At 55.9% G+C, this 12,179-nt stretch carries 8 protein-coding genes; 5 read left to right on the top strand and 3 right to left on the bottom strand.

Going from position 1 to position 12,179, the window contains the following annotated elements; genetic code table 11:
- Positions 1 to 261: 261 nt before the first annotated feature.
- On the top strand, positions 262 to 2,463 hold the full coding sequence (locus AC0L6S_RS20865; protein WP_473426033.1) for a TonB-dependent receptor: 2,202 nt from the start codon (positions 262 to 264) through the stop codon (positions 2,461 to 2,463).
- Here AC0L6S_RS20865 and AC0L6S_RS20860 read toward each other — a convergent pair.
- Positions 2,460 to 3,269, bottom strand: coding sequence for an acyl-CoA thioesterase (locus AC0L6S_RS20860; protein ID WP_473426032.1), 810 nt, complete (start codon positions 3,267 to 3,269; stop codon positions 2,460 to 2,462). The two genes, AC0L6S_RS20865 and AC0L6S_RS20860, sit on opposite strands and share 4 nt — an antisense overlap.
- Before the next feature lie 268 nt (positions 3,270 to 3,537).
- On the opposite strand from AC0L6S_RS20860, the gene AC0L6S_RS20855 reads away from it, so the two are divergent.
- Positions 3,538 to 4,968 (top strand): CehA/McbA family metallohydrolase, encoded by a 1,431-nt coding sequence (locus tag AC0L6S_RS20855; protein WP_473426031.1) that lies wholly within the window; start codon positions 3,538 to 3,540, stop codon positions 4,966 to 4,968.
- 48 nt (positions 4,969 to 5,016) lie between these two features.
- Here the strand turns inward: AC0L6S_RS20855 and AC0L6S_RS20850 are convergent, their stop codons facing one another.
- Complete coding sequence (locus tag AC0L6S_RS20850; RefSeq protein ID WP_473426030.1) at positions 5,017 to 7,317, bottom strand: sulfatase-like hydrolase/transferase; 2,301 nt, start codon at positions 7,315 to 7,317, stop codon at positions 5,017 to 5,019.
- Positions 7,318 to 7,684: 367 nt separating this feature from the next.
- Here AC0L6S_RS20850 and AC0L6S_RS20845 point away from each other — a divergent pair, with 367 nt between their 5' ends.
- Positions 7,685 to 8,911, top strand: coding sequence for an aromatic ring-hydroxylating oxygenase subunit alpha (locus AC0L6S_RS20845; protein ID WP_473426029.1), 1,227 nt, complete (start codon positions 7,685 to 7,687; stop codon positions 8,909 to 8,911).
- A gap of 52 nt (positions 8,912 to 8,963) precedes the next feature.
- On the opposite strand, the gene AC0L6S_RS20840 is transcribed toward AC0L6S_RS20845, so the two are convergent.
- On the bottom strand, positions 8,964 to 9,983 hold the full coding sequence (locus AC0L6S_RS20840) for an AraC family transcriptional regulator (protein WP_473426028.1): 1,020 nt from the start codon (positions 9,981 to 9,983) through the stop codon (positions 8,964 to 8,966).
- A gap of 124 nt (positions 9,984 to 10,107) precedes the next feature.
- Here AC0L6S_RS20840 and AC0L6S_RS20835 point away from each other — a divergent pair, with 124 nt between their 5' ends.
- Together AC0L6S_RS20835 and AC0L6S_RS20830 are read left to right on the top strand one after the other, a co-directional pair.
- Positions 10,108 to 10,428, top strand: coding sequence for a 2Fe-2S iron-sulfur cluster-binding protein (locus AC0L6S_RS20835; protein WP_473426027.1), 321 nt, complete (start codon positions 10,108 to 10,110; stop codon positions 10,426 to 10,428).
- A gap of 23 nt (positions 10,429 to 10,451) precedes the next feature.
- Positions 10,452 to 11,693 carry a cytochrome P450 gene (locus AC0L6S_RS20830; RefSeq protein WP_473426026.1) on the top strand — a complete coding sequence of 414 codons (1,242 nt, stop codon included), beginning with the start codon at positions 10,452 to 10,454 and terminating at the stop codon, positions 11,691 to 11,693.
- Positions 11,694 to 12,179 lie beyond the last annotated feature (486 nt).

Genomic DNA, 12,179 nt, shown 5'->3' with positions numbered 1-12,179 from the left:
CGGGGGCAAATTGCAGCGAAAATCGCCTTCCATTCGGTGTAGCGCCGTTCTCAGAGTAGATTTTTCAATTCCGCCTGCAATTCTTGCAATCGCCCGCCTCTTGCCAAATGGCGCTGTTAAAGCATTCCCTGCAATACCAATCTGCTCTGGCGCGATATATCCACTACAGGATAAACACCTGCGACAATTTGCCACATCCGCTAGCGCTTCAAACTTGTCTACAATGCCGCCCCTGAATTTGAACCACACAGGGAGAGATTCATGGGCTTTTATCGACGCCCCCTATTCATCGCAATTCTCACTTGCACCGCAACGCTTGCCAATGCCGACCACATAGAGCACGACGAGGAAATCAGCGAAGTGCTGGTTACCGCCACCGAATGGGATTCGGCCAACGGCGCCACTCAGCTCACTGCTGATGATTTGCGCCCTAAACGCGCCGCCACCAGCGACAGTGCGGCATTGTTGCGGGGCGTACCGGGTGTCAACATGTACGGCGCCGGCGGGGTTTCAAGCCTGCCAGTGATTCGCGGGCTCGGTGATGATCGGCTGCGTATTAAAGTCGACGGCATGGATCTGGTATCAGCCTGCGGCAACCATATGAATCCACCCATGTCATATATCGACCCTACCAATGTCGACACCATTGAAGTGCTGGCCGGCATCACGCCCGTCAGCCAGGGCGGCGACAGTATCGGTGGCTCCATCATTGTGAAGTCACCGCCGCCCAAATTCGCCAATGACGGTGATCACGTCCTGCTCGAAGGCGAGATGGGCACATTCTACCGCTCCAATGGCGACGCCTACGGCACCAACCTGGCGATTTCCGGCGCGAATGACTGGATCAGTGTGCGCTACAGCGGCGCCTATGCAAACGCCAACAACTACAAGGCCGGCAAGAACTTCAAACCGGCTGGACCCGCCGCACCCGGGCGCGACTCACTGGCTGCCGACGAAGTCGGCTCGACCTACTATGAAACACAAAACCATCAGATAGGAGCAGCAGTACAACTGGATAATCACCTCATCGACCTTGAAGTGGGCTACCAGAAAATACCCGATCAGGGCTTTCCCAACCAGCGCATGGACATGCTTGACAATGAAAGTACCCAGATCGTGCTGCGGCACATCGCCGAATACACATGGGGCGAAATCAACTCCCGCCTCTTCTACGAAAAAACCGATCACGAAATGAACTTCGGTGACGACAAACAGTACTGGTACGGCGATGCGCCAGGCATGCCAATGAAGACCCGGGGCAAGAACAACGGTGCCGCGCTGGCACTGGATTACAAGTTGTCAGATAGCGATCTGCTGCGTTTCGGGGGCGAGGTACAGTTGTATCAACTGGATGACTGGTGGCCACCCTCCGGCTCCGGCATGATGATGTCGCCGGAAACATTCTGGAATATCCGCAATGGCAAGCGCGATCGCTACGCAGCATTCGGTGAATGGCAGGCGCAGTGGAGCGATCAGTGGATGACACTGGCCGGCATACGCTATGAAGCCGTGCGCATGGATACTGACGATGTGCAGGGCTACAGTATGATGTACCAAGCCGACGCCGCTGCGTTCAATGCACAGGACCACAGCATCAACGACAACAACTGGGATGCCAGCCTGCAGGCACGCTACGTCCCAAGCCCGTCCCTGAGCTGGGAATTTGGCGTGGCGCGCAAGACCCGCTCGCCGAATCTCTACGAACGCTATACCTGGTCTACGGTCGGCATGGCCATGCGCATGGTCAACCTGGCCGGCGATGGCAACGGCTACGTAGGCAATCTCGATCTCGACCCGGAGATTGCCAACACAGTGAGTGTCAGCCTTGACTGGCACGATCCGCGACAAGAGCACTGGCAACTGACAGTATCTCCCTACTACACCTATGTGCAGAGCTATATAGACGCCGCCACCTGTACGGCAATGATGTGCATGGAGTCGAATGCGACACCCGGGTTCCGCTACCTGACGTTTGATAACGCTGATGCAAAACTGTACGGCGTGGATATCTCGGGCTTTCGCCATCTGGGCGGCAATGCGACAGTGGGCGACTTCACACTTCGCGGCACCATCAGCTATGTCAAGGGCGAGAACGACTCAACCGGCGACAATCTCTACAATATGATGCCACTGAACGCGATAGCCACTCTCGAATATTCCTGGCTATCGTGGACAGGCGCACTGGAATGGCAAGTAGTTGCAGACAAGGATGATGTGTCTGAAGTACGCAATGAAGTGTCGACATCCAGTTACAGCCTGTTCAATATTCGCGGTAGCTATACTTGGCGCGACATCAGGCTCGATCTGGGCGTGGACAACGCGTTCGACGAAGGTTACGACATGCCGCTGGGCGGCGCCTATGTTGGTCAGGGTGCAACCATGGGCGCCACTGGCGTGCCCTGGGGAGTGCCAGTGCCGGGTATAGGCCGCTCTGCTTACGTCGGCCTCAACTACAGTTTCTAGGCTTTACCGACACGATTATCGTAGATGCCAACCAGCTGTCGACTCAGAACCAGCAATTGACCATTGGGGTGAAATATTTTCGCTTCCGTGTGGGCATAGCCAGAATCCGCCTGCACCGTCTCACAGTCGTACAACAGGTAGTCATCGCTTTGTAATGACGCGCGCGGATGGATGAATTCGACATTCCAGGTAATCGAGCTGGCCGGAGCCGGGTTATCCATCATGGGCAGCACTGCCGGTGGCCAGGCGTCGATAAGGGCTAGCATAGCGCTGTCATCAAGTGGCTCTATCGGGTCGGCAAAGCGCATCCACCCTGCCAGTTTGGATTGTTCAGAGCCACTGAATGGTAAACTGCCCTCGGTAATGCGCAGATCAAAGTCTGCAAGAAACTCTGGCACCAAACCTTCGACATACGGAAATCGCATTGACTGCGACACACTTTTTGCGGCAAAGACCGGTTTATGTGTCACCTGAATGGACGATGTTCTCGGCGCACTAAAGCAGGCTACTATTTGGGTTTTTACCTGCCCATCCTGTAGCAGCTTTCCCTCAACTTGAAAGACTGACTTTCCCTCAGATAAAACACTGTGAGTAAATTCACAGGGGTGATTGAGGATGACAGCGCCGCAAAAATGGATATTGATAGTACGGAGATCGCGATCGGTTAACCCAGTTTTGTGTTCGATGTAGGCTAATAGCAGTGCAGCGGTCAGACCACCAAAGGCGCTTCGCCCCTGCCCCCAGCGACTGTCGATGGGAAACTCTGAGACCTGCTGTACTTTATCTTTGTAATACTGAAAATCCATTTGATACCTATCGTTAGTGAGATCTAGTTGAGAAGGCGGGATAATACATTTGGCGGGATGTGATTATGCCTGAATTCAGCTTCTGGTGGCGATTGCGACAACACCATCTTCGCAGCAGGCCACCTGTGTCGCAGCACGTTCTTTGCTATATAGTGTATGGCTGAATCAAAAGTACTATCACAGCAGGAAACCATGGGCTCTCCTTGTTGTGGCTCTCACTGGATGACAGATGACGCCCACCAGAGCGGAAATAGAGTAGGAACTATCCATGCGACCGATTTACCTTGTCAGCTTTTTGGCCCTGATACTTGCGAGTTGTTCCGACAGCGACAATAGCTCCGAGAATGATGACAGATTCAAGGGTGAGACCCGCATCCAGATCTCCGGTGAGGTTCCCACGAGCGAGGAGACACACTTCTTCCTTCCCTTCGAAGTACCCGAGGGTGTCGCTGAGATCGAGATCCACCACGACGACCTCTCCAGCGAGAACACCCTGGACTGGGGCCTCGACGACCCGGCCGGTTTCCGCGGCTGGGGCGGCGGTAAGTCGCAGCCCGTAATCGTAGGCCTCGATGCTGCCTCACCGAGCTACATACCCGGGCCGATCCCGACCGGTACCTGGGAGGTTGTCGTCGGCAAAGCCAAGATTGCCGAATTACCCGCACGCTACGAGGTTGAGGTAATCCTCCGCGACACGGCGACACTTGCGCCGCAGACCGAGCGTCAGCCGTATGAATCGCCGCAGGCGCTCGAGTCTACTGCGCGCTGGTATGCCGGTGATTTTCATTCGCACACAGTCGAGTCCGATGGCTCTGTGACCATCGAGGAGCTGATCTCATTCGCGGAGAGCCGCGACCTCGATTTCGTCCTGATGTCTGAGCACAATACAGTGAGCCAGCTTAGCTGGTACCCCTCATACCAAATGACCACGCCAGTGCTTCTATTACCCGGCATGGAGTTCACGACCTACGCAGGACACGCGAACACTATCGGTACGACAAAGTGGATCGATCACCGCACAGGGGTCAGAGGCGCTACCATTGAGGACGCGATTGCTGATACGCACGAGCAGGGCGGCCTCATCTCCATCAACCATCCACTTCTGAACGTCGGCGACCTGTGCATCGGCTGTGGCTGGCAACACGAGGTTGCAGCCGACACTATCGACGGGGTCGAGGTCATGGGCGGCATTTTCACCGGCGTCCCCTTCTGGGAGGACCTTCTCGAACGCGGGAGCCACGCAGCCGCTCTGGGTGGAAGCGACGATCACCGGGGCGGTACCGGCGACGGACCGACCTACTCTCCCCTGGCGAAGCCCACCACACGTGTCTGGGCCGAAGAGCTGAGCGTTGCTGGCATACTCGAGGGAATTCGCAACGGCCGCACCGTGGTTCAGGTCCAGGGGCTCGATGGCCCGATGATTGAGGCAGAAATGAGCGGTGTTCGCAGGGGAGATACTATCTTCGCCGACAGAAGTATGCTTCGTGCCACCGTCACAGCCGCCTCCGGTATGTTTCTGCGTATATGGAAGAACGGCCAGCATATTTCATCCGTTGATGTCACAGGAGACCCCTTCGTTCACGAGGTCATGGTCGAAGCGCCGGCAATCGGGGAAGACCGCTACCGATATGACGTCCTCGACGGTGACAAACTGGCTGCGCTCACCAGCTACATCTGGCTCCAACGCGAACCAGATTGATCAACTGGGTTGCATTCCAATAAAGCGGGCTGCGTCCTTCAACAGACTCTAGTTCGCACACTCGATACCGAGGTAGTCGTTCACCATCATATAGTCCGTCGCATCGGTAGTCCCACTTTCATCGATGTCATACCAACTGCTGCCGCCAGCTACGGCAAACCCATCCAGATTTTGCAGGTCCGCATCATTGACGACACCGTCATGATTGCCATCGATGCTGGCGTAATAGCCGGCGGGCGGGCCGGGTGGACAGGGTTGGACGCTATCCTCGATCAACTTCAACTGCTGCTGAAGTTCCGCGAAGATGACTCTCTCCGCAGGATCATCCGGCAAGCCCGTTTCCGGGTTGATCAGGTTATCGCCCTCTCTATCGATCAGCGGGTTGTGTGGCCGTTCGTTAATACGATAAAACTCCGTCGTGGTGTTCGAAGTACAATTGGGGTACTCATCAGGGTCGGGGTTGGCATCACCGACAAAGTGGTTCTGCACGATTTTGTATGAATCATTGCGGATCGCCTCCGCAGACAGCGGTTGCAGCGCGACCATTGGCTCTTCCCGATCATACAGATACTGGTTGACCTCACAGCACTGGGCGTAACCGCCGGCGGGCACACCCGGCTCGTCTGGCTCGTTGCCCCACCAGGTGCCGCCGTTGTCATGGCACACCGATTTGGAAACGGGGATCTGGCTACAACTCGTCGCAAAGGTGCAGGGCTGATTGATCGCACCGCCAGCCTGGTGGTTAGTGCCCACCTGGGTAAAATTGTAGTCCCGTTGGCTCTCTACTCCGGGCGTGGTGAGGTAGGGCAGCATGGAGACGGAATCCAGCGAGCGCGGCACCAGCTCGTGCACATTTTCAATGCCGGCTACTTCGGCAAACAGCTCATAGAGGTCGGCGATATTCACCATATTCCCAACTTCACGGTTGGGCGAAGACACCATCGGCCCCGACACTATTAAAGGCACCCAGACACCCGTCTGGTATGCCGTGCCCTTGGCCCTGCTCTGGTCGAACGGCAACTTCACCGAATACCCAAACGTACCATTGTCGCCGAGGATGACGATCAGCGTATTGCTATCCGGGTTGAGCAGCAACGATCCGTCGTCGTTGCGCGTCGCCGCTCCGATGGAGACCAGCAGGCGCGACAGTTCGGCATCAATTGCCTCGAGCATCAGCGTGGTCAGTTCTCGCTGATCCAGTAACACCCGATTCTGTACTTCAGTGGACGCGCCTTCCGGTGCTGCACAAAGCAGTCGACTGACCACCGCTGCATTCTCAGTCAACAGTGCCTGAGGTGGCTGCATCACCGGCGTGTGTACAGAGGAGAAACTGACTGTCGCGGACCACGGCGTATCCTCGGGTCGACTCGTTATCCAGTCGATGGCGCTATCAACCGGCACCACGCCACGATAAGTCCGCGCGCTAGTATCTGTGAGCGGCACTTCGATGGCTTGCCCGTTCTCGTCATTGATCCAGAGCGGCGAGACGTAGTGCCCGCTAAGCGTATTGAAGCCAGCCTGGATATTGGAGGGCACCGTAGTACCGCAGGACTGATGGGGATCCAGAATTCCGCCACTGTCGCGGCAGGCACGCCCCGGTGGAATACCGCCCTCGAGAACCATCGGAGTACAGTCTCCTGCAGCGGTGTAACACGCCCCTGCGTCAGCTCCATAGTCAGCATCTTGCGCTTCACCGGGCACAAAACCACACATGTAGCGGCCCTCATATTCCTCGCCCAGCCCGGCCGAGGTATCGATCGATGAGGGGTCACCGGTTTCGTCCAGCCAGCCCGCATAATAATCCCATCCCAGGGCGCTAACCATTGAGTCGCCGAAGGGGTTGTTTTGCTGCAACCCTATATGGAATTTACCGAATAGCGCATTCTGATAGCCGCGCTCTTTCAGCAAGTTAGGCATAGTGAGTTCATAGGGCGAAACCTGATAGTTGGCCAGATCGTACTGGCCCAACGCGCCAAACACCTGGGTGCGCAGCGGGTAGCGGCCAGTGAAAAAAACCGCGCGACTGGTAGAGCACGCCGGCATAGACCAGGTATTGCGAAAGAGCACACCCTCCTGTGCGATGGCATCGATATTGGGGAGCTGTGGCGACCGGTCAACCGGCTGAAAAGGCGGATTGGGAGCCTGATCGAACGGCCCTATGCCGCCGTAGCCAAATACCGTCATCTGATCGATGCCGACATCGTCCATAACTACAAACAGAATATTTGGTGGGAGCGTTTCTTCCTCGGGCTTGTTACTGTCGCTGGAGGAACTACAGCCAACGAACAACCCGGTCAACGTGACCAGAAGCCAGGAAACCATCGACAACACATCGGTTTGGCGCCTCATAGGAAGACTCCTTTTATATTTAGGGCGAATCGCAGTATAGGGGATTGTGGCCAGAAACTCACGAATGCTTACAACGCTATACTTACTGACGCCCCTATACTGTGCTTGACGGTACCGCAGGCCAGCCAGGTGCCCAGTGGACCACCGGTCAAACTCCGCGCACCAGAAAAGCCCCAGAGCTACCAATATCGGTGCGTAGTCAGTCAGGATAAACAACAGCTGCAGCGCCCCAATTCCACTAAAGCCATATAAATCAACATTATAGAAACTTACATGCATTCTGGCATGTTAATTGCTGAAATTCCCCTGTCCCGGATAGTTGCCGGGGCCTATCCGCATTCAGCACAGGACATTACGGGGCTTACGAATGACTTCAGCAACCATCCATGCAACCAATCTGGCCGCGCACGAGAGGACGCTCGACACAACGCTACTGGGGATATGCCAGACAGCCGCCAACCCCCTCACCGAGGCGCGCGCGTTGCCCCCCAAGGCTTTCACTGATCCGCAATACTTTAACTGGGAGAGTGAACATATCCTCAAACGCCAGTGGCTGAGCATTGCGCACGTTTCACAGCTCGCAAACAAGGGGGACTACGTGAACCTGGATTTGCTCGGTGAACGTATCAGCGTGGTCAACAGTGGCGAAGACGGGATAAAGGTGCTGTCCCGTGTTTGCGCGCACCGCGGCATGGACGTAATGCCACCTGAGTTTGATCACCAGCAAACGGGAAACTGTAAACAGTACCGCTGCCCCTATCATCACTGGGTGTACGGACTCGACGGAAAGTTGAAAGGTGCACCACTGATGAAGGACCACCCCGAGGTGGCCGCGAAGAGCCTCGGGCTGCATGAATTCAATAGCGCAATTTGGCAGGGGTTTGTCTTCGTCAATCTCAGCGGCGACGCACAAGCCATCAGCGAGCAGTTCAGCGGGCTTAACGACTATTTGGATCGCTGGCAAATGGCCGGGCTCACCATGGTTGCCGACATCGGGTGGGACTGCCCCTTCAACTGGAAGGTGCTGGTAGAAAACTTCATGGAACCGTACCATCACCTCGGCGCTCACCACACAACATTCCAACCCATGATGCCCGCTCAGGGGTGCTGGACCGATGAGGAACACGCGCACTTCCAGGTGTGTCACTTACCTTTCACTGAACAGATACAACAGAAAGTGCAAGCCGGCGAGCCACAGTTCCTGAGTTTCAAACCTGTCCCGGGACTACGGGACTCGGACTTCCTTGAGTGGACTGTGTATCTGGCCGCACCTGCCACGCTGTTTTTTGTCGCGGCCGATCGAGTTTACTGGTATCGCCTGCAACCGATGGCTGCCGGCGAGATGCAAATCCGCACCACGATGCTTATTCATCCGGATTCGCTGGACGCGCCGGATTACGAGAAGACACTGGCTGACGAAGTTGAACTGATGCGCAAATTCCACCTGGAAGACATGGAAATGTGTGGTGCCGTGCAGTCCGGCTTGCGCTCTGACATTTACACGCCCGGGCCATTGAATCAGCTCGAACAGCCGATCTGGTTGTTTCAGCGGTATTTGGCGCGCCAGATAGAGGCGGTGCTTCAGAGCGCTTGACACGCTGCTTGCAGAACAACTTACCCGCAAAGGCAGGTTGGATGGGCGGCACTCAAAACTCGCTCATTCGCCGGTATTCCTGCGGAGGCATGCCGTACCAGCGTCGAAATGCGCGACGAAAAGTGGCGCTGTCGTGATAACCCAGCAATACGGCTATCGCCTCTACAGTCAGGCTCGGATCGCGCAAGTGATTCACCGCCAGTTCAGCGTACAGGCTCTCACGGATCTGCCTGTAGTTGGTATTCTCACCGTCGAGCCTGCGGGCCAGTGTGCGCTTGGAGATAAACAGTGCACGAGCGACGCGCTCTTCACTCAGGGTTTCCGCTGGCTGCGATAACATCAACCGGCGCACGCGGTCAGACAGGGATTCGGCGTTTGTGGGGATTTGGGCAAGCATGCGCTGGCACAGGTTCATCGCCTGACTGTATGCGGTTGGATCGCCATGCGTATTCTCCGACAGTGCCAGATTGGCAGGCAGACGTAGGGAACAACCCGGCTGGCCAAAACTCACTGGTGCATGAAGATACTCGGCATAACAGCTGGCATACTCCGGTGACGGAAAGTCGAAATCGAACTGTGCACTGCTCAACGGCCTACCCAAAAGATACTCTACGAGCGCCTGCAGCAGCAGTGCAAAGCACTCCATAAGAAAACGCATGTCAGCAGGCTCACCATCGAGATCGGCAGCGAGCGTGCACACCATCCATTCCTCACTGAACGCTAACTCCAGACGGGCGAAGCCTATGCGCAGAGGCAAATAGTCACGCAGTGCTTTGAGAGCGGTAATCAGATCCGGGCTGCTGAGTGCCAGATAACCTATGGCCCCGTGTACGGAAGGATGTAGTTGCTGCCCTATGCGCAGGCCCAGGCCAGGTTCACCGGACATGCGCCTGGCATTATGTACAATCTGTAACTGCTGCTCACCACTGAGCCTCGTCTCATCTCCAGGATCAAAAATGTCGCAAGGAAGATTCGTAGCCGCCAACAAGTCCGGCAGATCACGCTCCTGTAAACCCATCACCCGAGCAATGATCCGCGAGTAGCCACTGGTAATGTAAAGGCGCCCAGTCATGCCCAAAGTCTACGGGCCGGGCCAGTTTTGTCAACTTATGCCCCCCATAAGTCAAAAAATGCCCTCAAGATTCCTCCCAAGCCTGCCTAGACTGACTCACGAATTAATCTTGGGAGACAAACCAATGCCAACAATAACGCTTATTGAATACAACGGGACCGAGCACACCATCGAGGCAGAAGTCGGGCAATCACTGATGCAAAACGCGGTCGACAATATGGTTCCCGGTATTGACGCGGACTGCGGCGGTGCCTGCGCCTGCGGTACTTGTCACTGCTATATCGAAGGCGATGCCCTTGCCGTGACCGGGGAGATCAATGCTCCGGAAGAATCCATGTTGGGCTTTCGACCAGACAGAGCCGGGAATTCACGCCTCAGTTGCCAGATCGATGTCAGTGAAGACATGGACGGCATGGTGGTCCGCCTCCCTGAATACCAGATGTAATCGACAATAACGAGGGCTTCATAATGAACCAGACCACCGAATTACCCGACCCCAAAACCGTACCGCTGGAAGAGATAGACGTCAGCGATTCTCGCCTCTACCTGCACAACGCATGGCGGCCCTATTTCGCCCGGCTGCGCGAGGAAGACCCGATCCATTACAACCCGGTCAGCGCGTTCGGTCCCTTCTGGTCGATCACCCGTTTCGAGGACATTGTCGCCGTCGACAGTAATCACGAGGCATTTTCATCCTCTCCATCCGTGCTTATTGGGGGGGCAACGGACGGCTTTAACACGCAGGGGTTTATCGCCACAGACCCACCCATACACGATGAACACCGCCGGGCGGTCCAGCCGGTGGTTGCACCCAGGAACCTCGCAGAAATGGAAGCGGTTATTCGCAGCAAGGTGATAGACATTCTGGACAACCTTCCGGTGGGTGAGCACTTTGACTGGGTGGAGAATGTCTCTAAAAATTTGACTACCCAGATGCTGGCGGTGCTGTTTGGCTACCCATTCGAGGATCGCAAAAACCTCACCTACTGGTCCGATCTCGCAACCGGGTCTCCGGAAATGGGTGGCGGCAATGTGAGCCCTGAGGAGCGTGTTGCTGGCCTACAGTCCTGCCTGCAGTCGTTCCAAAAACTGTGGCACGAGAGGAAGGGGCAAGAAGCTGGCCTGGATTTGATCTCGCTGCTCCAGCGCGACCCGAAGACAGCCAATATGATCGACAATCCAGAGCAGTTCATCGGCACTATTCTACTGTTGATCGTGGGAGGCAACGACACCACACGCAACTCCGCCACCGGCGGCGTGGTAGCCCTGAATCAAAATCCGCAGGAGTACGACAAGCTGCGCGCCAATCCGGCCCTGATTCCTTCTATGGTCTCCGAGATCATTCGCTGGCAGACACCGCTTGCTCATATGCGCCGCATTGCCACCAGAGACATCGAACTCAACGGCAAACAGATCAAGCGAGGCGACAAGGTCGTGATGTGGTACCTCTCTGGAAACCGCGATGAATCGGCGATTGAGAATGCAGATCAATTTGTCATTGATCGCGCCAACCCCCGCCACCACCTGTCATTTGGATTCGGAATACACCGCTGTATGGGTAATCGACTGGCAGAAATGCAACTGCGAATCCTTTGGGAGCAAATGATGGAGCGCTTCAGCTTTGTTGAAGTCGTTGGGGAACCCAGACGGGTGCAGTCGAACTTTGTCATGGGCTATGAATATTTGCCCGTCAAACTGCACGCCCTGTGAGCGACGGCCATGAGAGAGCTTCCCGGCTACAAACCGTCCACCTTTCGACAGGGCTGGATCGAATACGACAGCCCGTTCCCCGACGGGTTCAGCGAACAGTCCGGTCCATATCTGTTCCGCGAGCCAGGCGCCTGCGCTGGCGTGGGATGGAGATGATGACCCGCAGGGCCTATGGGTTCAGAAATTTAGAGAATTACCGATTGCGCGTCTTAACCCATTGTGGGTGGGATGGCATTATTAACCGGGTTTAGTGAGTGTCGGTGCATCCCCCTTAATGGGGAAGAGCCGGACGGTATTATCAATCGGGTACGGATGAATGCTCATCCCCCGTTAACTGCGTAGAGCCCGCTATATTTTACCCCCGGGGCCTCGGCAACTGCAAACCGCGTCTCGGGTACAACCTGTGAACGATGTCTCCTGCATGGACCCTGTTGTACTACCTGAGACATAGCTTACAGCAAATACCGGAGACATGGTTTGCACCTT

Source organism: Halioglobus sp. D3-4 (assembly GCF_055809315.1).
This window is presented reverse-complemented; position numbering and strand designations above follow the sequence as displayed.